A 22,237-nucleotide genomic window follows, 5' to 3' on the forward strand; every position below is an offset into this window, starting at 1 on the left:
GCGGCGGTTGTAGGCTGATGGTGCTGCTGATATGCAACAACCTGACAATTCAGGGGGGATACGTTTGGCGCGCGCGAGCAGATCGAGGCTTCCTCGTGGATATGCGGGCTTCAGGACTGATCTGGGCGACATAATCAGGCGCCGTCGCCGGTTGGTCTTTGGCACTCAGCAGGAACTGGCGGATGCGGTCTCCATCGCCAGGCCGAGCTTGTCCGCTATCGAGATGGGCGCCGCCTGGCCCAGGCCTGGTACGCTCGACAGGCTGATGGAGGAACTCGACCTCACATGGGACATGATTGCGGTCCGGGGCGAAGCAGAACGGCGTTCCCGCCCCGTGGACGCTCATCCGCGTGCGGATCTCAGGTTGGCTCTTGGAGGCGACCTCCGCGAGGGGCGTAAGCTCGAAGGGCTAAGCCTACGGGACCTTTCGCAACGCTGCGGCCTGTCGGCTTCGCAGCTTTCCCGAATAGAGCGCGGCGAGGCGCCGCGTAGCCGTGCCTTCATCGACGAACCAGACGACTTGAATTTGGACAGGGAGTTCAGGCGGCTTCGGTTTCGCCATCCTGAACTGCATCGGTTATGGTTGCTCGTCTGATCAGTTCGAAGCCCGTCGGACTGCAGTGCGCGGCAGCCCGAACCGCATGGTCGGATGGCGGCGATGCCGACGCTGGTCACGACGGCGCCTTCCCTCCCGTGGAATGGGCGTCGGCTGACAGATCTATATCGCGCCCCTCGGATACGCCAGGCGGGCACCCGCACTCGTCGTGGCCTAGCGCCGGCCATCCTCTTCCCGATTATCATTTTCACCTCACCATCTACTTCGTCAGATCTCACGCTGGGTTCCTGGGATCTTTCAAAACCGCGGTTAGGATGAATGTTGATCGCAGAGGCGGACCTGGGAGAGCTCGCCGGGACAGGGCGAGAGGCCTGTCCATGCCGGCCAAGCAGTCTCCGGCGGGATTGCGGTCTGACGCGTCGGCAAAAGGACACTGTGCACACCTCTGTATAATCGCGCCGCGTATCGGACGCGCGCCCGCTATACCGGGAGGCCGGCGACGTACGGGCTGACTTTGAGCTGGCGGTACCAGTAGGTTCGCCAGGCCTGCTCTCGACTACCGAAGGGATGTCCGGGGGCGCGGGCCAGTCTGGGGCCGCTGCTGATCATGAAGCGGCCCTAACTCAGGATTAGCGTTGGACGAAAGCAGTCAGCCCACTTTTGAGAAACCGAAGGCGTTCTGAACGTCAGAGTGTGGTGGATAGCGGCGTGTCCGCTTTTAGGCAGCGACTGTGGTAAGCAGTCGTTCGTTCACTTTACGTTGCAGGAGCGTAATCGATTGATTGATAATGGCATAGTGCGCAAAGTCTGTTTTTCGATAACGACTGACATCATTCTCTGTGTTAAGACAGTGATACATTAAAATATACAGCGTTTTGACGAGTAATACCAATAGAGATTGGTGAAAAAAAATATATTCTAGTAAGTCCTATTCCAAAAGTAGGCGCTAAATAAAATTGCAATTGATGGATAGCTGCATTAAAGTAACTTCAGTATCTATACAATCTAATATGTTAGATATAGTCCTGCCACAGGATTGACTGATCTATAAGCGGTTAGAGAATAAAACATCTAGCAATATATTTCATATAAAATCTATATATCTTATCTGTCGGTAAAAGAAAGAAAACTCAGCAAATATTAATACCGTTACGAAGCTCGCGGCACCCGGAGCATGGCGAGTGACGCCGCAATCAAGACGACGGCGGCGAAGGCCATCGTATAGATCGGCTCGGTCGGGAAGAAATATTTGGTGATGCTGCCCATCACGGTCGCGACGAGCAATTGCGGCACGACGACGAATATGTTGAACAATCCCATGTAGATGCCAAGCTTGCCCTGCGGCAGGCTGGACGCAAGGATCGCATAGGGCATCGCGAGGATCGAGGCCCAGGCGATGCCGACGCCGATCTCGCTCACTATCAGCATCTGCGGATCACGAATGACGAAGAAGCTTGCGAACCCCGCCGCGCCGCACAGCAACGCCGCGATGTGCGTGCGCACGCGACCGATCGAGTTGGCCAGCCACGGCAACAGCGTCAGCGCCGCGACCGCCGCCACGCCGTTATAGACCGTGAACAGCACGTTGACCCAGTTGGCACCGGTCTGGAACGCCGGACTCTCGGGACCGCTCGCACCGAAGAAATGAAGCGCGACGACCGGGGTCGTGTTGATCCACATGATGAACAATGCGGACCAGGAAAAGAACTGAACGAGGGCCAGCCGCTTCATCAGGTCGGGCATGCCAGCGAAATCGCCGACGATATGGCCGAGAATGCCGGGCGCGTGCCCACGCCGCGCCCGGGTGATCGCGATCATGCTCGCCAGCCCGTACCCGCCGAGCAGACCGCCGAGCAAATACACTTCCTTCTCGAGATCGAAGGCACCGGTAATCACGGCGACCGCGACGCCGGCCGCGATCCACGCACCGCCGGAGGCGATACCGCGCTGCGCAAGCGCCGAAGCGCCCGCGTCGGGTGGCGCCGGCCCGTCGAACTCGGCCATTTCCGCCGGCGAAAATTCGCGCGTCGTCACCACGGTCCACAGCACCGCGAGAAAGAGCGCAAGGCCCCCGAACCAAAAGGCGTAGCGCACCGTATCCGGGATCGTCCCCGCCGCCGCTGCGTTCGATACGCCCAACCGTTCGAGCGCATAGGGAAAGATCGACCCCACAACTGCTCCCGCGCCGATGAAGGCGGTCTGCACCGAATAGCCCGCTGCGTGCTGATCGCGCCCCAGCATGTCGCCGACGAAGGCGCGGAACGGCTCCATCGAGATGTTGAGGTTGGCGTCGAGCACCCACAGCATCGTCGCGGCGAACAGCAATGGTGCTGCGAAACTCCCCGCGAGTGGCATGACGAACAGCGCTAGCGCCCCCGAGCACCGCGCCCGCCAGGAAATACGGTCGCCGCCGCCCGAGCCGGCCGAACCAGGTCCGGTCGCTGAGATGCCCGATGACAGGCTGGATGACGAGTCCCGTCAACGGCGCCGCGACCCACAGCGCGGGCAGATCGTCGACCGACGTGCCGAGCGACTGGAAGATGCGGCTCATATTCGCGTTCTGAAGCGCGAAGCCGATCTGGATGCCGAAGAATCCGAACGAGATGTTCCACAGGCCGGGCCAGCTCTGGCGTGGCTTGGTCGCGCGGGGCTGATCGCTCACTGTCGTCCCTCCGTGGATCGCCGAACGATTAGGCGGGTCGGCAGCATGCGGCTCGACACCGCGCGAGCGGCTATACGATCGAGCAGCGTCTCGACCAGCGCGCGTCCCGCTGCCCCTGCATCCTGCGCCACCGTCGTCAGCGGCGGATTGGCGAGCGAGGCGGCAGGGATGTCGTCGAACCCGACCAGTTTCACGTCGTCGGGCACGCGCAGCCCTGCGGCATCGAAGACGCTCATCGCGGCCAGCGCGATCAAGTCGCTCGCCGCGACCACTCCGTCGAACGCTGCGCCCCGCGCCAGCAATGTGCGCGCGGCGCGCGCGCCGTCCTCTCCGCTCGACAGGGCGGTAACGCACAGGTCCGGGTCCGGCGTCAGTCCCGCCGCTGCCAGTGCATCGACATAGCCGCGGTGGCGATCGCGAAATTCGGGGTAATGATCGGTCGCGTCGCCCAGGAACGCGATGCGCCGGCAACCGCTTTCCAGCAGATGGCGGGTCGCCGCGGCCGCACCACCGCGATTGTCGCAGCCGACGGTCAGCCCGGGATCGCTGGGCTGCACCGATCCCCAGCGCACGAAATGCGTCTGCTGCGCGACCAGCTGTTCGACCTTGGCGCTGTAATCGGCATAATCGCCGTAGCCGAGCAGGATCAGGCCATCGGCGCGGTGGCTGTTCTCATATTCGGTGTGCCAGTCGCTGCGCATCTGCTGGAACGACAACAGCAGATCGTGCTCATGTTCGGCACAGGCGCGCATCATCGATCCCAGCATCGCGAGGAAGAACGGGTTCACTCCGGACTCGTCGGGCGACGGATCCTGGAACAACAGCACCGCGAGCGTGCGCGTGCGCCCGGACCGGAGGTTGGAGGCGACACGATCGACCGTGTAATTGAGCTGCCGGGCGACGGCCTCGATCCGCTGGCGCGTGCCGACGCTGACGGTCGAACTGCCCCGCAGCGCACGCGACACCGTCGACTGCGAAACGCCTGCCATCTGCGCGATGTCGAAGGAGGTCGGCTTGCGCTGCATCGGTGGGGGGTCTGGCTCTCCTGGCGTCCGTCGGGCGCGGACCTGATGATCGAAACAAGAGCCCAGATCCCCAGGTCCGTCAACGCTCGACCTGTTGCCGGTCGGCCACAGGGTCGTTGCGACGCTCGTGAATACGTATGCCATTATGTTTCCAAGATCGTGCGGCGGGTTCATTTGAACGGGCAATCGAGGCGGACCCGCGCAATTGCGACGGGCGGCCCTACCCAGGGGAGGTTATTCATGATCCACGGCGCCCGCCCATTCATCGTCCGCGACATGCTGAAGTTCGGTTGCAGCGCAGGTGCGCTCACCGCCGCCATGCTCGTGTCCGCACCGGCCTTTGCTCAAACATCGACCGCCGGCACGCCCGCCACATCGTCCAGCACGGATGCGCAGACCACCGCCAACCCGGCGGTGCCCAGCGACGCCCCGCAGCAGAAGGACGCGACGACGGAGCAGTCGACCGACGGCGACATCGTGGTCACCGGTTTCCGCAGCTCGCTGGAAAATGCCGTCGCTGAGAAGAAGAACCGCGACCAGGTCGTCGAATCGATCTCGTCAGAGGATATCGGCCGCTTGCCCGATGCGTCGATCGCGGAGTCGATCGCCCGCCTGCCGGGCCTGGCCGGGCAACGCGTTTCGGGCCGCGCGCAGACGATCTCGATCCGCGGGTTCGGACCCGATTTCTCGACGACGCTGCTGAACGGTCGCGAGCAGACCTCGACCAACGACAACCGCCAGGTCGAGTTCGACCAATACCCGTCCGAGGTCGTCAGCCAGGTGCTGGTCTACAAGACGCCGCAGGCCTCGTTGATCGGCCAGGGTCTGGTCGGCACGGTCGATCTGCGGACCATCCGCCCGCTCGACTTCGGCAAGCGCGTCATCTCGGTCGGCGGCCGCGGCACCTACACCGACATCGACAAGTTCAACCCCGATTCCAAGCGTTACGGATACCGGGTCAACGCAAACTACGTCGACCAGTTCGCCGGCGATACGATCGGCGTGTCGCTGGCCGGCAGCTACATCGACGAGCCGTATCAGTTCCGCGAATATCGGTCGGGCGGGTACAGCGATGGCGGGCCCGGCGGCGCGGCGCTGGTGGGCTTTCCCACTGCGCGCGGCACCTCCACCCGGCTGAAGCGGTTCGGCGGGGCCGGTACGATCCAGTTCAAGCCGGTGCCCGAATTCACCAGCACGCTCGACGCATTCTATTCGAACTTCGAGGATAGCCAGAGCCGCCGTGGCGTCGAGCTTCCGCTGGGCTTTGCGGTCGGTGATTTCTTCGGCACCAGCTTCAACAGCGCGGGTGCGACCGTCACCGACGGCGTGGTCACATCGGGCAGTTTCAACAACGTTCAGGCGCTGGTCCGCAACGATGCGCAGCGCAACACCGCCGATCTCTATTCGGTCGGCTGGAACAATGCCTATAAGGGCGCCGACGGCTGGAACGCGCAGCTGGACCTCAGCTATTCGCGCACCAACCGGTCGGAATTCTCGTTCGAAAGCTACGCCGGCACCGGTCGCGGTCGTACGCGTGGCGCGACCGAGACTATCGGCTTCGTCACCACCAACACGGGTTCGGTGTTCACGCCGCAGTTCGATTACACCAACCCGGCGCTGTTCCTGCTGACCGATCCTGCCGGATACGGCGGCGACAATGTCGTGCAGGCGGGATATTTCAACGATCGCCGACTGACCGACGAGATCTACCAAGGTCGCACCGAGATCGAAAAGGTCATCGAGGGATCGTTCCTGTCGAGCGTGCGGTTCGGCATGAACTATACCCGCCGCGTAAAGACGCTGACCCCGGACGAGGCGTTCGTGACGCTGCCGGGCGGTGCGCAGGAAGCGCAGATTCCGTCGCAGTTCCTGCTCGGCACGTTCGACATCGGATACGCCTTCAACGGCGTGGGCCGTGCGCTCGCCTATGATCCCTTCGCGCTGCTCGACGCCGGCGTGCTGGCGCTGCTCCCGCGCACCGGTGCGCAGGACATCCTGGCCAAGGCGTTCAGCGTCAAGGAAGACGTGATCACCAGTTACCTGCAGGGTAATATCCGCCAGGCGATCGGCGCATCGGAACTGACCGGAAACTTCGGCGTGCAGTTCGTTGTGACCGAGCAGAAATCCACCGGGCTGGTGTTCGGGCCGGACGGCAACAACCTGACGCGGACGCAGGGCGACGATTACGTCGACGCGCTGCCGAGCCTCAACCTGTCGCTGCGCCTGCCGAGCGATTTCGTTTTCCGCGTCGGGGCAGCCCGCGAGATCGCGCGACCGCGGCTCGACGATCTGCGCGTCGCGCTCAGCTACGGTGTCGATACCGGCAACCAGGTGAATGGCGTGAACGTGCCGATCATCCGCGGCAGCGCCGGCAACGCCAACCTCAGGCCGTATCGCGCCACCGCGTTCGACGCGACGATCGAAAAGTATTTCGGTGAGTCCGGCTACATCGCGATCCAGGGTTTCTACAAGGACCTGACCAGCTTCATCTATCGCAACCAGGAGGTCGCGTTCGATTTCGGGAACCTTCCCCCGCCGATCAACGCCAACCTGCTGACGACGTCGGTGGGCACACTCAACCAGCCGATCAACATCGGTGGCGGCAAGCTGTACGGCGTCGAAGTCGCCGGCACGGTGCCGTTCGGCAAGATCGTCCCTGCACTCGACGGCTTCGGTTTCACCGGCGGTGCGTCGTACACCCGGACGAGCATCCGCCCGAACCCGGATGCGCCGGCGACCGACATCCCCGGCTATTCGCGCTGGGTGGCGAATGGCACTGTGTTCTTCGAGAAGTACGGGATCAACCTGCGCGGTTCGGCCCGGTACCGCTCGACCTTCCTCGGCGAACTGGTCGGCTTCGGTGCCAGCCGCGATTTCCGGCGGGCACGCGACGAACTGATCATCGACGGGCAGATCGGCTATGACTTCACGGCCGGGGCGCTGAAGGGGGTATCGGTCTATATCCAGGGCCAGAACCTGACCGACGAGCCGTTCGTGACCGAGGAGCCGCAGAGCTCGCTGCGCGTCAACGAGTTCCAGCGCTATGGCCGACGGTATCTCGCCGGCGCGACGCTGAAATTCTGATGAGTTCGCGCTCCGCTTCGTGGGGCGCACCCTTCCCAATGCCTGTCGTGTCACCGCACGACAGGCAAACCCGCCAGGATCGCCGATGAAGGCCTGTCTTCTCGCCGCCGCACTGATTGCCGCCCCTGCCGGCGCCGCGGCGCAGGCGACCGAGTATCGCGACCGTTCGCCCGAGGAAGAGGTGATCTACTTCGTTCTGCCCGACCGGTTCGAGAACGGCGATACGGCGAACGATCGCGGTGGTCTGAAGGGCGACTATCTGCGCTCCGGATACGACCCCGCGCGAAAGGGCTTCTATCATGGCGGCGACCTGAAAGGGCTGACTCGTCGGCTCGACTATATCCAGGGTCTCGGCGCGACCGCGATCTGGCTCGGGCCGATTTTCAAGAACAAGGCGGTGCAGGGCCGACCGGGCCAGGAATCGGCGGGGTATCACGGATACTGGATCACCGACTTCACCGCAGTCGATCCGCATCTGGGGACGGAGGCCGACATGCGCGCCTTCGTCGATGCAGCACATGCGCGCGGCATGAAAGTCTACATGGACATCATCGTCAACCACACCGCGGACGTGATCCGGATGCGCGAATGTGCGGGCACATCCGAGTGCGTATATCGCAGCCGCGGCGCCTATCCGTATCAGCGTCGGGGCGCGACCGCGATCAATGCGGGCTTTGCCGGCGACGGCGTCCAGACGACCGAGAATTTCGCGCGGCTGACCGATCCCGCCTATGCCTACACGCCCTATGTCGCGCCGACCGAGCGTGATGTGAAAGTCCCGACATGGCTGAACGATCCCAAACTCTATCATAATCGCGGCAACTCGACGTTCTCCGGCGAGAGTTCGACGATGGGCGATTTCGCCGGGCTGGACGACCTGATGACCGAGAATCCGCGGGTCCTGCGCGGGATGATCGACATCTTTGGCGACTGGATCGACCGGTTCGGCATCGATGGTTTCCGCATCGACACAGCGCAGCACGTCAATCCCGAATTCTGGCACGCGTTCGTGCCCGCGATGCAGTGGCGCGCGAAGCAGCGTGGCATCCCCAATTTCCATATCTTCGGCGAAGTGATGACCGGCGATATCGATCCCGGCCGCCTCGCTTCGCACACCCGCGTCGACGGGCTGCCGAGCGTCCTCGACTTCGCATTCCAGGCGGCGGTCGGCGGCATGGTGGCGGAAAGCAAGCCGACGAGCGACGCGTTCCGCCTGTTCCGCGGCGATGCACTGTACGAGGGCGGCGCGGCCATGGCGCGGCAACTGCCGACGTTCCTGGGCAATCATGATGTCGGGCGGATCGGCTGGTTCATCCGCCGCGCCAACCCGCAGGCGCTGGACGGGGAACTGCTCGCGCGCGACGTGTTGGCGCACGCGATGCTGCTGACGCTGCGTGGTGTGCCGACCATATATTCGGGCGACGAGCAAGGGTTCACCGGTGACGGCAACGACCAGGACGCGCGTGAGGATCTGTTTGCGAGCAAGGTGGCATCGTACAACGACAACGTGCTGATCGGAACGACAAAGACGACCGCCACCGCCAGCTTCGACACCGCGCACCCGGTGTATCGCGAGATCGCGAAGCTCGCCCGCATCCGCACGACGACACCGGCGCTGACTCGTGGTCGCCAGCAGCTGCGCGCCTGGGGAGATGCGCCGGGGCTGCTCGCAGTCTCCCGCTTCGATCCGACGACCGGGCGCGAGGTCCTGCTGGTGTTCAACACCTCGGCGCAAGCGATCGATGTGCCCGTCGAAGTTGATGTCCGCTCGACGAACTTCATCGCGCTGGCGAATACTTGTGCGCCGCAGGCAAACGCGCCCGGATCGGTCCGCGTGACATTGCCGCGGTTCGGCTATGCGGTCTGCGCGGCGCAATGAGCGCGGCCGATGCGAGCCGGCCCTGGTGGAAGGGTGCGGTCACCTATCAGATCTATCCGCGCAGTTTTCTCGATTCTGAACGGTGACGGCGTCGGCGACCTGCCCGGTATCACGCAGCGGCTGGACTATGTCGCGTCGCTCGGCGTCGATGCGATCTGGCTGTCGCCTTTCTTTACGTCGCCGATGAAGGATTTCGGGTACGACGTCGCGGATTATCGCGGCGTCGACCCGGTGTTCGGGACGCTCGCCGACTTCGACGCGCTGATCGCCCGCGCGCATGAGCTGGGGCTGCGGGTGATCATCGACCAGGTGTACAGCCACACGTCGGACGAGCATGCGTGGTTCCGCGAAAGCCGATCGAGCCGCACCAACGCCCGTGCGGACTGGTACGTCTGGGCCGATCCCAGAGCCGACGGCACCCCGCCGAACAACTGGCAGTCGGTGTTCGGCGGCCCCGCCTGGACCTGGGACGCGCGGCGTGGGCAATATTATCTGCACAACTTCCTTAGCAGCCAGCCGCAGCTTCACGTCCATGATGCAGCGGTGCAGGCCGAACTGATCGATACCGCGCGGTTCTGGCTCGATCGCGGGGTTGATGGCTTTCGCCTGGATGCGATCAATTTCGCGATGCATGACCCAGGGCTGCACGACAATCCGTCCGCGCCCGCCAGCAACGCGCCGCGCTCGCGCCCGTTCGACTTTCAGATCAAGCGCTACAACCAGAGCCATCACGACATTCCGCTGTTCCTGGAACGGTTGCGTGGGCTGCTCGACGGCTATGGCGGTCGCTTCACCGTGGCGGAGGTCGGCGGCGACGACGCACTCCGCGAGATGAAGACGTTCACGCATGCCGGTCGGCGGCTCGACAGCGCCTATGGCTTCGACTTCCTCTACGCGTCCGTGCTGACGCCCGCGCTGGTCGCCGACGCGGTCGCGGCGTGGCCCGCAGACGAGGATAGCGGCTGGCCGAGCTGGGCATTCGAGAATCATGACGCGCCACGCGCGGTGTCGCGCTGGGCCGATCCTGCGCATGCCGATGCATTCGCGCGCGCGAAGATGCTGTTGCTGATGTGCCTGCGTGGCAGTGTCTTCCTATATTACGGGGAGGAGCTCGGCCTGACGCAGGTCGCGGTGCCGTTCGATCGGCTGCGGGATCCCGAGGCGATCGCCAACTGGCCGATGACGTTGTCGCGCGATGGCGCGCGGACGCCGATGCCGTGGGTCGCAGATGCACCACATCGCGGCTTTTCGGATGCCAAACCTTGGCTGCCGGTCGGGCCTGATCACGGCACATTAGCGATCGACCGGCAGGAAGCAGATGCGGACTCGCTGCTACATCTGACCCGACGTCTCATCGCAGTGCGCAACAAGCATCCGGCGCTGCGCTGGGGCGATTTCTCCGTCGTCCATGCCAGCGACGCGCTGCTCGTCTTCGAACGAAGGACCGCGGAACAGACCATGGTGTGCGCATTCAACCTGTCCGCCGAACCGGCCTGGTGGTCGCCCGAGCGTCCGGACGACGTGCGCATGGTCGAAGCCGTCAACGACACCGCCGACTGGCAATTTCCACCTTATGGCGCGTTGGTCGCCGAAAGGATCGCATGATGAAACTGCTCGCTCTCGGGATCGCCGCGCTGCTCCCTACCGCTGCCGTCGCCCAGACTCCGCCGGCGCCCGATGCGACCGTCACGTCGCCCGACGGTTCGATCGCGGTGGCGGTCACCACCGATGGCGACGGGCGCGCGCTTTACGCGGTCACGCGCCGCGGCAAGCCGATCGTGTCGCCGTCGCGGCTCGGCTTCCTGTTCACCGATGCGCGCAAGATCGAGCGCAATCTGAAGATCGCCGCCGTCACGCGCGCCACCAGGGACGAGACGTGGGAACAGCCGTGGGGCGAATGGCGCAGCATCCGCAATCACCACAACGAACTCCGCGTCCGCCTGCAGGAAACCACCGCGCTGGCCCGCGTGATGGAGGTGGTGTTCCGCGTCCAGGATGACGGCGTCGGCTTCCGCTACGAATTCCCCGCCCAGCCCAGTCTGCCCAAGGCGAACATCGCCGAGGAACTGACCGAGTTCAACTTCGCGCAAGCCGGCACCGCCTGGTGGAAGCCGGCGTTCCTTTGGAACCGCGAGGAGTATCTCTACAACCGCACGCCTCTCGCCGCAGTCGGCACCGCCGCGACGCCGATGACGGTCAAGTTCGACGACGGCACGCATGTCGCGCTGCACGAGGCTGCGCTGGTCGATTACGCGTCGATGGCGCTGCTGCGGAACGAACAGGCCAATGGCTTCAAGGCGCAACTGACGCCAGGATCGAACGGTCCCAAGGTCACCAAGACGGGCGCCTTCACCACGCCGTGGCGGACGCTGATCGTCGCCGACGATGCGCCCGGCCTGTATCACAGCCATTTGATGCTCAACCTCAACGAGCCCAACAAGCTGGGCGACGTCAGCTGGGTCAAGCCCGGCAAGTTCGTCGGCGTGTGGTGGAACATGATCAAGGGGACATGGAGCTGGGCGCGCGGGCCGAAGCACGGTGCGACCAACGCGCACGTCCGCCAGTATATCGATTTCGCCGCGCGCAATCGCATCCCGGGCGTGCTGGTCGAGGGTTGGAACGTCGGTTGGGACGGCGACTGGTTCGGCAACGGCAACAACATGAACTTCTCGCAGCCGACCGAGGATTTCGATGCCGATGCACTGACCGCCTATGCCAAGCGCAAGGGCGTCTCGCTGATCGGGCATCACGAAACCGGTGGCGCGGTCAGCCATTATGAGGATCAGTTCGACGCCGCCTTCCGCTTCGCCGCCGATCACGGCGAACGCGTGGTAAAGACCGGCTATGTGGCCGACGCCGGCCAGTTGGAGCGTCGCCTGCCCGACGGCACGATCGTCCGCGAATGGCATGAGGGCCAGTGGATGGCGAACCATCACATCCGCGTCCTGGAAGCCGCCGCGAAGTACAAGGTGTCGATCGACGCGCACGAGCCCATCAAGGATACCGGACTGCGGCGCACCTATCCCAACTGGATGGCGCGCGAGGGCTCGCGGGGGATGGAGTACAACGCCTGGGGGGGCAAAAATCCGCCCGAGCATGAGGTGAACCTGGTCTTCACGCGGATGCTGGAGGGGCCGATGGACTTCACGCCCGGTTTGCTGAGCCTGAAGGGACAGGACGATAGCGACATATTGTCGACGATCGCCAAGCAGCTGGCGCTCTACGTCGTGCTCTATTCCCCGGTGCAGATGGCCGCCGACACGCCCGAGAGCTATGCGAAATATCCCAAGGCGTTCCGGTTCATCCGCGACGTACCGGTCGACTGGCAGGATACGCGCGTATTGACCGGCGAAGTCGGGGATCATGTCGCGGTCGCCCGCAAGGACCGGACATCGGACGACTGGTTCCTGGGCGCACTGACCGACGAACAGGCGCGCACCGTGCCCGTGAAGCTCGATTTCCTCGACGCAGGTCGCACCTACACCGCGACCATCTACCGCGACGGCGACAATGCTGACTATCGCACCAGCGCCCGCCACGCGATGGCGATCGAGAGGCGCACAATTCGCAAGGGCGATATCCTGACCATCGCGATGGCGCCCGGCGGCGGCTATGCCATTCGTCTCGAGGCGGCGCGCCGACGATAGCGGGTCGCGACGTTCGCCGACGCTTGGTCAGATCAAATACACAGCCGGCACCGTTAGAATAGCCAGAATCTGGTTCGCTTGGATGGCATCCGGCATCAGCCTAGCTCCAGACCCAATGCGGCAGAGAGAACATTGGGCAGGCCGTAGGTGAAACAGATCGACAAGGAGGCGAATTCATTTGCCGCGCATTAGGTTTGGCAACGCCTTGCCAGTTACCGATCTGGCTACCTTTCAATCTGTAGGGCGCAACCTTAATATCCGCCCGAAGAGTGGGACATGATCCGATGGCAATGACCCCGATCGACCCAGCCGCGGGCGCTGCCCGAGCGTATCCGGCTGATCCGGGTGACGGCGACGCCACCGCGCAGGGCGTCCATGCGCCCGACCTCCAGATCTTCGTCTTCGCGCTCTTTTTCATATTCGGGGGCATAACCAGCCTAAACGACGTCATCATCCCGAAGCTGAAAGAGCTGTTCACGCTCAACTATACGCAGGCGATGCTGATCCAGTTCTGTTTCTTCACCGCCTATCTCGTCATCGGCATTCCGGGCGCGAAGCTCGTCAAGAAGATCGGCTATATGCGCGGCGCGGTCGCCGGACTGGTGATCATGATGATCGGCTGCCTGCTGTTCGTCCCCGCGTCGCAGAATGCGGTGTATGCCCTGTTCCTGCTGGCATTGTTCGTGCTGGCCAGCGGCGTCGTCATCGTCCAGGTCGTCGCTAATCCGCTGATTTCGATGCTCGGCGCGCCGCGAACCGCACACAGCCGCCTGACGTTCGCCCAGGCGTTCAATTCCCTCGGCACGACGATTTTCCCGGTCCTCGGTGCGATCCTGATCCTGGGCAGTCTCGCCAGCGTCAGCGCCGATCAGCTCTCGGGGGCAGCGCTCGACGCCTATCGTACGGCGGAGAGCCAGGCGATCGTCCGCGGCTATGTCGGCATTGCCGTCGCGCTGTTCGTCGTTGCGGGTGCGGTCTGGCTGTTCCGCAATCGGCTGCCGCAGGAGCGGCACGAGCCCAGTTCGGGGCTCGCCGGCCTCGACCTGCTCGGCCGCGGGCGTTTCGGCTGGGGTGCGCTGTGCATCTTCCTGTATGTCGGGGCCGAGGTTTCGATCGGCTCGCTCGTGGTGAGCTACGTGATGCAGTCCAGCGTCCTCGCGCTGCCCGAGCAGGCGGCCGGCAAGCTCATCGGTTTCTATTGGGGCGGCGCGATGGTCGGGCGCTTCGTCGGTTCGGTGCTGCTGCGCATCGTCAGCCCGGGCAAGCTGCTGGTCGCCGTCGCGTTCGGCGCGATCGCTTTGATCCTCCTGTCGACCAACACGACGGGCGCAGTGTCGGGCTATAGCCTACTCGCGATCGGGCTGATGAACTCGATCATGTTTCCGACGATCTTCAGTCTGGCGTCGGAAGGCTTGGGACGTCGCGCAGCGGACGGATCGGGCATCATCAATGTCGCAATCTTCGGCGGCGCGGTCGTCCCACTCGCGACCGGAGCGCTGGCCGACATGAGCGGCAGCCTCGCCATCGCGCTGACGCTTCCCGCCCTCTGCTATGCGGTCATACTATTCTATGGCGTTTACGCCCGTCGTCCGGTCAACGAATGATAGGGCGGCGCAAGCGCTGAACGGCCGACCGAGCTCCAGTCAAGGGTGGGCGGGCGTGACGACAGCAACTTCGGCGAAGCGGCGGCTAGAGTTGGTGAGCCCCGATTAACGAGCGTCTGCTTCCGGGAGGGCGGGCAGGTAACCATGGATGTCTGATTTTGTGAAGGAAATCGGGCACCGGGAGGTGTACGATATCCTCCAAAGCAGGAAGCCGCGGGCCGCGGATGCTAGCCTATGGGGTTTTCGGTTTTCGCCCTGGTTTGATGCGCGGGCAACAGCCGCCCAGGCGGGCATCTGTGGCCTGGAACGAGATCGTCCGGTGCTGGGTTTGGCTTGGCTTTCGGCTTTGACGAAGGCGTGAGATGTGGGTCGGCACGTGGAGCGGCATCGTCAACGCGAGCGTCATCATGGCCGGAAGCGCATAGGTCGCGCGGCGGGATGAAGGCGAGCGATGCCGGGTCATGACGCGGAGGTCCCGGTCGGGTTGGTGCCACGTGGCGGTGCGCGGGGCTGGCGCCAGCGTTCGAAGGTCTCGATGACGAGCATGCGTCCGCCACAGCATGGGCATGGCGGGCGGGCATCCTCGGGTTCGACCGCCGCGGCAGCAGACACGGGCGGGGCGACCCCGAGCAATTGGCGGGCGTGTTCGAGGTGAGCCTTGCGGGTGGCGCCAGCGAGCAGGCCGTAGTGACGGATGCGGTGGAAGCCTTTCGGCAGAACGTGGATCAGGAAGCGGCGGATGAACTCGTCAGCGGCCAGCGTCATCAGCTGCTGCCGGTCGGCGACATCGTTGCGATAATTCTTGTAGCGTAATGTCACCCCGGTCTCGTCGAAGCGGACGAGACGGCTGTTCGAGATCGCCACGCGGTGCGTGTAGCGCGATAGATAGGCGAGCACCGCCTGCGGTCCCGCGAACGGCGGTTTGGCATAGACGACCCAGTTCTTTTTGCGGGCTGGGGACAGGTGTCGCAGGAAGGCGCGGCGGTCGGCGAGTGCCGCGAGACTGCCGAAGAAGCCGAGCCGCCCCGCCTCGTACAGCGCCATCAGCCGGGTCAGGAACAGGCGGCGGAACAGCTTGCCGAGCACGCGCACCGGCAGCAGGAACGCCGGGCGTGACGACACCCAGCGGCTGCCGTCCGGCGACAGTCCACCGCCCGGCACGATCATATGGATGTGCGGGTGGTGGGTCATCGCCGACCCCCAGGTATGAAGGACCGCGGTGATGCCAATGCGGGCGCCGAGATGCTTCGGGTCAGCGGCGATGGTCGTCATCGTCTCGGACGCTGCCTTGAACAGAAGGTTGTAAACCAGTGCCTTGTTGTGGAACGCGATGTCGGCGACCTCGGCCGGCAGGGTGAAGACGACGTGGAAATAGCCGACCGGCAGCAGGTCGGCCTCGCGCTCGGCAAGCCATGCGCGCGCGGCCGCACCCTGGCACCGCGGGCAGTGCCGGTTGCGACAGGAGTTATAGGCGACCCGCCAGTGTCCGCAGTCGGTGCATGCCTCGGTGTGGCCGCCGAGCGCAGCGGTGCGGCAATGTTCGACAGCCGACATGACTTTGAGCTGGTCGAGGCTCAGATGCCCGGCGTGGGCGATCCGGTACGCAGGGCCGGCAGCACGGAAGATGTCGGCGACCTCGAGCGAGGTGCGCATCGCGCGCTCACCCGGCGGGTGGCTTGCCCTCCATCAGCGCCATCAACCGGTCGAGTGGTCCCGTCACCGCATGGATCGTGCGGGTGGCGACCTTGGTATAGAGCGCGGTCGTCTCGAGCTTGCTGTGCCCGAGCAGCACCTGGATGACGCGGATGTCCACGTCCTGCTCGAGCAGGTGGGTGGCGAAACTGTGCCGCAGGGTGTGCGGGCTTACGCGCTTGCGGATCCCGGCCGCCTCGGCAGCCTCATGAACGGCGCGGTGGAGCTGTCTGGTCGAGATCGGATCGGTGTAGCTGCGCCCCGGGAATAGCCAGCCGTGCGGCAACAGGACGCTGCGCCGCTTGCCCTCGCGCCACCACAGCCGCAGCAGTTCAAGCAGCTGCGGCGACAGCATCGCGTTACGGTCCTTGCGGCCTTTACCTTCCTCGATGCGGATCAGCATGCGCTTGCTGTCGATGTCGTCGGCTCTGAGGTGTGCGACCTCGGACACCCGCAATCCGGCGCCGTACGCGACCCCCAGCGCCGCGCGGTACTTGATGCCCGGCGCCGCCTCGAGCAGCCGCGCTACCTCCTCGACGCTCAGCACGTCGGGTAGCTTGCGGGGACGAGGCGCCAGGACCAGCTTGCGCGACAGGTCGGGCCGGTCGAGCGTCACGCCGAACAGGAACCGCAGCGCCGATACTGTGGCGCCGATGACGGACTCCCCGACACCGTGCTCGCGCTGGTGAAGCTGGAAACGTCTTACGTCCTCGGCGGTCGCGGTCTCAGGCGAGCGTCGCAGGAAAGCGGCGAAGGCGCGAACGTGGCGAACATAGTCGTGCTGGGTACGCGACCGCATTGAGCGCATCGCCATGTCGTCGAGCATGCGCTGACGCAGCGGCGTAACGGGTGTTTCGGTTGGTAGAATCGCCATGGGGAATTCCTCTCGTTGAAGGAACTCCATCGTCTGCTGCCGCTGCCGCAGGACCAAACCTCAGCGCGGCTGTGCTACCTCACCGCCACCACCACTGCCGCGCAGCGGCTTCGTGCATTGGGTCTGCTCAGACCTCAGTGCGTTCGGCCAGTTCCAAAGCGTCCTCCACGTCGACGCCCAAGTAGCGCACCGTGCTGTCGATCTTGGCATGGCCGAGAAGAATCTGAACGGCGCGGAGGTTGCCAGTCGCCCTGTAGATGATCGATGCTTTCGTGCGCCGAAGCGAGTGCGTCCCGTAATCCTGGGCCGGGAGGCCGATGCCGACTACCCACTCGTGCACGAGGCGGGCATATTGCCGCGTGCTCATGTGAGCCATGTAGTCGTTTCGGCTCGGAAAGACGAAGTCATTGAGCGTCCCGCCGCGTCGCTCCAACCATGCCCGCATGGTCTTTCGTGCCGTGTCCATCAACTCGAACTGGACCGGTCGTTTGGTCTTCTGCTGAACCACGACCGCGCGGTCACGGACGCGCCCGCCTGAAACGACATCGCCGATCCGCACCCTGACCACATCACAGCCGCGCAGCTTGCTGTCGATTGCGAAGTCGAACAGCGCTCGGTCGCGCAGTCGTCTATGCTGGTCTAGCCAGAAGCGGATGGCCCAAACCTGTTGCTGTTTGAGCGCCCGCTTCGCACCGATAAGCCGGCCTTCGTTCCAAGGTCGCAGTTCGTGAAAGGCGGGGTCCATCGGCGAGTGACCCATCGATTATCTCCATCGGGCCGGATCGTCCGTTTGTGCATACGCGGAGGCGGTAAATTGGCGGTTCGCAAATGTGGTTGATCAGCCGTCGGTAATACCGAACGAGCTTCCGGTTTCGGGCGGCGTTGCGTGGTCTACGCCCGGCCGGAAGTGATATTTTGCGGATCTCGAAAGGCGTCGCCGAGCTCCGCGTCTACCGGATCGATATCATGTTCGGGCGCTTCAAGGACTGGCGGCGTATCGCCACCCGCTACGACCTATAACCGACGGACTTCCTCTCCGCCGTCGCTCTCGCGGACACCATCATTTTGGCTATGATCAACGAAGCATAACCTTAATGGCGCATCGCATCGATCAGAGCGAACAAGCTCCTTTGTTTGGGTCAGAAAATCGGCGCAAAATGTCGCATTGCTCTTCTGATGCGGTCGCACCATTATAGCGAGGACCGGGGGAGAGTGGCGTGCGCAAAAGCATCTCGAGAGCGTGTGGTTTGGCGATGCTGCTCGGGTCGACGTCGGTAGCCGCTCAGCAATTGCCGCCCCCTGCTGATTCACCTACCGCCGGTACGGCGCAGGGCGATGTGTCGGTCACCATCTACACCAACGACGTCGCCCTGGTGCAGGACATCCGTCCGCTGAACCTGGCGAGCGGGCGGGTTCGCCAGAATTTCCCCGACGTGAGCGCAGCGATCCGACCGGAAACTGTGTCGTTGACCGTGCCCGACGCCGCGATCGTCGAACAGAATTTCGACTATGACCTGCTCAGCCCGTCGAGCCTGATGGAAAAGGCGGTCGGCGAGACGATCACGCTTGTGCGGACCAATCCCGCCACCGGCGCGGAAACCCGCGATCGCGCGAAAGTGCTGGCGGTGAACGGCGGCGTGGTCATCGAGGTGAACGGCCATGTCGAGGTGCTGCGCGACGACGGCCTGCCGGTACGCGCGGCGTTCGACAGGGTGCCCGACGCGTTGCGCGCGCGCCCGACGCTGTCGGTGACGCTGGCCAGCACGCGCGGAGGATCGCGTCCGGCGACGCTGTCCTACCTAAGCCGCGGGCTCGGCTGGAGCGCGGATTATGTCGCGCTGTTCGACGATAAGAGCGGGACGGTCGATGTCCAGGGCTGGGTGACGCTGAAGAATAGCAGCGGGACGACGTTCGCCAACGCCAGGACGCTGCTGGTCGCGGGCGAGGTCGGCAGCACCGACGATGACGGCAGCGGCGGCTATGCGCCACGTCCGCGCCGCCGGACGACGACACGGCCCGGCACCGAGAGCGCCGCTCGCGAACAGCTCGGCGACTTCTATCTCTATCCGCTGGCCGAACGCACCACGATCGCCGATAAGCAGACCAAGCAGGTGAGCTTCCTCGATGCCAAGGGCGTGGCGGCGAGCGCGGGCTATCGGTTCGAGAATGGCTGGCTCGGCAGTTCGGACGAACCGCGCAGTGCGCAGTCGGTGCTGCGGTTCAGCAACTCGGGCGCAGCAGGCCTGGGCGACGCGCTGCCGGCGGGGGTGGTCCGGGTCTATGTCCGCGATGCGCGCGGGCAGCCGCAGTTCACCGGCGAAAACCGGATCGAGCATACCCCGCAAGGGTCGACCATCGCGCTCCCCACCGGCGATGCGTTTGACGTGAAGGTACAGCCCATCACCGTGTCGCGGACGCGGCAGGGCGACAGCCGCTGGCGCACGGCGATGCAGTACAAACTGACCAACGCCCGCGCCCGTCCGGTAACGGTCGAGCTCATCCAGGGCGGGCTTGACTGGGGCGACGTCCGTGTCGTCGAGGACAGTGCCAAGGGCGAGCGGCGCACCGCCGGCACGCTGGCATGGCAGGTATCGGTGCCGGCCAATGGCAGCGCCACGGTGACGGCGACCTTCGACACCCGCTACTGATGCGCCCTCTGCTGCTCCTGGCGGTCGCGCTGCTGACGGGCAGGGCGGAAGCGCAGACGACCGTCACCTCCTCCGCGCCCGACCGCGTCGCGCTCACGGTGTACCGGGCACCTTATGGCCGCGGGGCGATGACCCTCCAGTATCTCGGTGGCTTTGCCCTGGTGACGGAGACGCGTCGCGTCCGGCTGCCACGCGGACCCGCGGTTCTGCGGATCGAGGGCGTGGCAGAAGGGATCGTGCCGGTCAGCGCAGTCATCGACGGCCTGCCCGGCGGCACGATCGAGAAGAACCGCGACGCGCGCCTGCTGTCGCCGGCCTCGCTTGTCGACGGCACCCTCGGTCGCGCGGTGACGCTGACCCGCACGGACAAGGCGACCGGACGCGAGGTCAGCGAGCCTGCGACGATCGTCGCCGGCCCCGCACCGGGCGTCATCCTCCGCACGGCAACGGCGATCGAGGCTTTACGCTGTTCGGGTCTCGCGGAGCGGCTGGCGTTTGCCGGCGTCCCCGGCGGCCTGTCGAGCAAGCCGGTGCTGAGCGTAACGACCATCAGCCCGGCGGCGCGCACGGTCACGGTGCGTCTGTCCTATCTCGCGTCCGGGTTCGACTGGCGCGCGAGCTACGTCGCTACGCTTGCCGCCAATGGGCGATCGGTCGACCTGTTCGCTTGGCTGACCCTCGCCAACAGCAACCCGGAAGTGTTCCCGAGGGCCGAGGTGCAGGCAGTCGCAGGCCGGCTCAATCGAGTGGCGTTGCCCACGGTTCCGACGGCGGCGGGCGCGCTGCGGCTGATCTGCTACCCGCTCGGCACGACGACGTCGGACCTGCCAGAAACGGAGTTCGAACCCGCCGACGAGATCGTGGTGACGGCATCGCGTATGATGGCACCGCCACCGCCGCCACCGCCTGCACCATCGGCACCACCTGCGCCGCCGCGCCCCCCGAAGATCTGGGCGATCTCAAGCTTTATCGCGTGCCTGCCCCGACGACCGTCGCCGCACGCGCGCAAAAGCAGGTTGCTTTGCTCTTTCAAAAGGGGGTGCCCGTCGAGCGTCGCTACCGACGCGCGGTATACCCTGGCCAACAGCTCGACGGCGTGCCGACGTCGATCGTGCTCGTGATGAAGAACGATACACCTGACGGCCTGGGCGTACCGCTGCCCGCCGGTAGTACCGCGCTCTACGCCCAGCGGCCCGGCGGACGCCTGCTGCTGGGATTGGGCGCAGTCACCGACCGCACGGTTGGCGAGACGATTCGTCTGGCCGCCGGCGTGAGCAGCCAGGTGACGCTGACCCAAGCGATGGTCGCGTCCGCCGCGCTGGCAGCCGCGTCGGGGGCTGCAATATCGCGAGAGGTCGTGCTGACGGCGACTAACGCCAACCCGTTCCCGGCAACGCTCGACGTCCCGATCGGGGCGGCGGGCCAGGCGATCGAGGCCGATGACAAGGCGCTCAACCGAACCGACGGGACCCTCACCTGGTCGCCGACCCTGCCGCCGGGCGGTCGCGCCGATTTGCGTTATCGTTACTGACCGGCCCGCTTCGGCCACTCAGGTCGGGCGATACCGCGCACGCCTCGATTTTTTTGAGATCTGAATAGGGGCGGGAAGCCTGTACTTGTGGCAGCTACGATGCCTCGCCGTCCCCGCCAGTTGCGGCAGATGAATGGATGACCGGTTTCGGGGAGCTGAAGGGGCGTTCGGAACGTCGCATTTTGGGTCGTCGATACCCCGCTACTTTCACAGCGTAGCTCTGAGGATCACCTCGACCGTCTCCTCCGGCATGTCCCACATCGGAAAATGACCGCTGGACTCGAACCAGTGCAGCTCTGCGGACGGGAACGCAGCTTTTGCGCGCGCCGCCTGACCCGGCAGGCAGAGCCTGTCGTGCCTGCCCCATCCGATCACGATCCGGCCGATGCTGTCGGCAGCAGGACCGGTCTGCTCGGGCCCGGTCGCAAGGTCATGGACCAGCGCATCGAACGTCTGTGTCGTACTGAGACCGGTCAACTCGGTCGCCACCATCTGCGGATCAAGCGCCCATGGATGAGCGGATAATTGGGCGAGCAGGGCAGTGCGCGAGGCCGCGTTACCGGCTAGCGTCGGCAGGGCGGGTCGGATCGCCCGCAACAAGCGGCCCGAGACGCCGATCGTGGTCTTGAAGAAGGTGCGCTCCCAACCACGCCAGAACCCGCCCGGGTCAAGTGCGACGACGTTGCCGACGACGCCACGCCTGGCAAGTTCGAGCACTATCCGCGCACCCATCGAGCTGCCGACGACGTCGATCCCAGTCAGCTCCTTCTCCAAGATGTAGCGCTGAACGCTGCCGACCAGACCGTCGAACGTCCCGCTATTGTGTTCCGCCGGGGTCTCGCCATGTCCGGGCAGGTCGATCGCGATCACCGTTCGACTGGCTCCGAGCGAGTTTAGAATGGGGCTCCATGATCGCGAGCTTCCACCCAGCCCGTGGACAAGCAGCAGTTTGCGGCCAGAGCCGACGTTGATTTGGTGCATCTCATTCCATTTCGCTTAATCGGAACGGCTCAACGAGCCCGTCCGTGCATGGCG

The 22,237-nt window shown here is 64.7% G+C and carries 13 protein-coding genes and 2 pseudogenes; 9 read left to right on the plus strand and 6 right to left on the minus strand.

All coding sequences use genetic code 11. From position 1 onward, the window contains the following. Positions 1-31 precede the first annotated feature (31 nt). On the plus strand, positions 32-595 hold the full coding sequence (locus H5J25_RS03730) for a helix-turn-helix domain-containing protein (RefSeq protein ID WP_225883328.1): 564 nt from the start codon (positions 32-34) through the stop codon (positions 593-595). A gap of 1,110 nt (positions 596-1,705) precedes the next feature. On the opposite strand, the pseudogene H5J25_RS03735 reads toward H5J25_RS03730, so the two are convergent. Next, positions 1,706-3,218 (minus strand): annotated as a pseudogene (locus H5J25_RS03735) (MFS transporter). Next, positions 3,215-4,243 carry a LacI family DNA-binding transcriptional regulator gene (locus H5J25_RS03740; protein WP_202094808.1) on the minus strand — a complete coding sequence of 343 codons (1,029 nt, stop codon included), beginning with the start codon at positions 4,241-4,243 and terminating at the stop codon, positions 3,215-3,217. Before H5J25_RS03740 ends, H5J25_RS03735 begins: the two are co-directional and overlap by 4 nt. A gap of 240 nt (positions 4,244-4,483) precedes the next feature. Between H5J25_RS03740 and H5J25_RS03745 the strand changes: the two genes are divergently transcribed. The 5 genes and pseudogenes from H5J25_RS03745 to H5J25_RS03765 all read left to right on the plus strand — a co-directional run bounded on the left by H5J25_RS03745 (position 4,484) and on the right by H5J25_RS03765 (position 14,457). Next, the gene (locus tag H5J25_RS03745; RefSeq protein WP_225883329.1) at positions 4,484-7,327 is read left to right on the plus strand and encodes a TonB-dependent receptor; all 2,844 of its coding nucleotides are present in this window, start codon (positions 4,484-4,486) and stop codon (positions 7,325-7,327) included. Positions 7,328-7,412: 85 nt separating this feature from the next. Continuing rightward, on the plus strand, positions 7,413-9,206 hold the full coding sequence (locus H5J25_RS03750) for an alpha-amylase family glycosyl hydrolase (protein WP_202094809.1): 1,794 nt from the start codon (positions 7,413-7,415) through the stop codon (positions 9,204-9,206). Next, positions 9,203-10,811 (plus strand): annotated as a pseudogene (locus tag H5J25_RS03755) (alpha-glucosidase). Before H5J25_RS03750 ends, H5J25_RS03755 begins: the two are co-directional and overlap by 4 nt. Then, a complete protein-coding gene (locus H5J25_RS03760) occupies positions 10,808-12,853 on the plus strand; it encodes a glycoside hydrolase family 97 protein (protein WP_202094810.1) in 2,046 nt (681 codons plus the stop codon). Before H5J25_RS03755 ends, H5J25_RS03760 begins: the two are co-directional and overlap by 4 nt. 284 nt (positions 12,854-13,137) lie before the next feature. Beyond that, complete coding sequence (locus H5J25_RS03765; RefSeq protein ID WP_202094811.1) at positions 13,138-14,457, plus strand: sugar MFS transporter; 1,320 nt, start codon at positions 13,138-13,140, stop codon at positions 14,455-14,457. A 459-nt stretch (positions 14,458-14,916) separates the two neighbouring features. On the opposite strand, the gene H5J25_RS03770 is transcribed toward H5J25_RS03765, so the two are convergent. The 3 genes from H5J25_RS03770 to H5J25_RS03780 all read right to left on the minus strand — a co-directional run bounded on the left by H5J25_RS03770 (position 14,917) and on the right by H5J25_RS03780 (position 17,783). Then, positions 14,917-16,110 carry an IS91 family transposase gene (locus tag H5J25_RS03770; protein WP_202094283.1) on the minus strand — a complete coding sequence of 398 codons (1,194 nt, stop codon included), beginning with the start codon at positions 16,108-16,110 and terminating at the stop codon, positions 14,917-14,919. A gap of 7 nt (positions 16,111-16,117) precedes the next feature. Beyond that, positions 16,118-17,023 (minus strand): tyrosine-type recombinase/integrase, encoded by a 906-nt coding sequence (locus H5J25_RS03775; protein WP_202094282.1) that lies wholly within the window; start codon positions 17,021-17,023, stop codon positions 16,118-16,120. A gap of 127 nt (positions 17,024-17,150) precedes the next feature. Next, positions 17,151-17,783 carry a tyrosine-type recombinase/integrase gene (locus H5J25_RS03780; protein ID WP_202094812.1) on the minus strand — a complete coding sequence of 211 codons (633 nt, stop codon included), beginning with the start codon at positions 17,781-17,783 and terminating at the stop codon, positions 17,151-17,153. A gap of 493 nt (positions 17,784-18,276) precedes the next feature. Between H5J25_RS03780 and H5J25_RS03785 the strand changes: the two genes are divergently transcribed. From H5J25_RS03785 to H5J25_RS03795, 3 genes are read left to right on the plus strand one after another with little or no spacing between them, the layout of a single operon-like run. Continuing rightward, the gene (locus tag H5J25_RS03785) at positions 18,277-19,671 is read left to right on the plus strand and encodes a DUF4139 domain-containing protein (protein ID WP_202095974.1); all 1,395 of its coding nucleotides are present in this window, start codon (positions 18,277-18,279) and stop codon (positions 19,669-19,671) included. Continuing rightward, on the plus strand, positions 19,671-20,792 hold the full coding sequence (locus H5J25_RS03790) for a DUF4139 domain-containing protein (RefSeq protein WP_202094813.1): 1,122 nt from the start codon (positions 19,671-19,673) through the stop codon (positions 20,790-20,792). Before H5J25_RS03785 ends, H5J25_RS03790 begins: the two co-directional genes overlap by 1 nt. Further along, positions 20,792-21,202, plus strand: a complete 411-nt coding sequence (locus H5J25_RS03795; protein ID WP_202094814.1) for a hypothetical protein — start codon at positions 20,792-20,794, stop codon at positions 21,200-21,202. The genes H5J25_RS03790 and H5J25_RS03795 overlap by 1 nt, the downstream gene beginning before the upstream one ends. Before the next feature lie 207 nt (positions 21,203-21,409). Here the strand turns inward: H5J25_RS03795 and H5J25_RS03800 are convergent, their stop codons facing one another. Beyond that, the gene (locus H5J25_RS03800) at positions 21,410-22,183 is read right to left on the minus strand and encodes an alpha/beta fold hydrolase (protein ID WP_202094815.1); all 774 of its coding nucleotides are present in this window, start codon (positions 22,181-22,183) and stop codon (positions 21,410-21,412) included. Positions 22,184-22,237: the final 54 nt, after the last annotated feature.

The organism is Sphingomonas aliaeris, assembly GCF_016743815.1.
GTDB lineage: Bacteria > Pseudomonadota > Alphaproteobacteria > Sphingomonadales > Sphingomonadaceae > Sphingomonas > Sphingomonas aliaeris.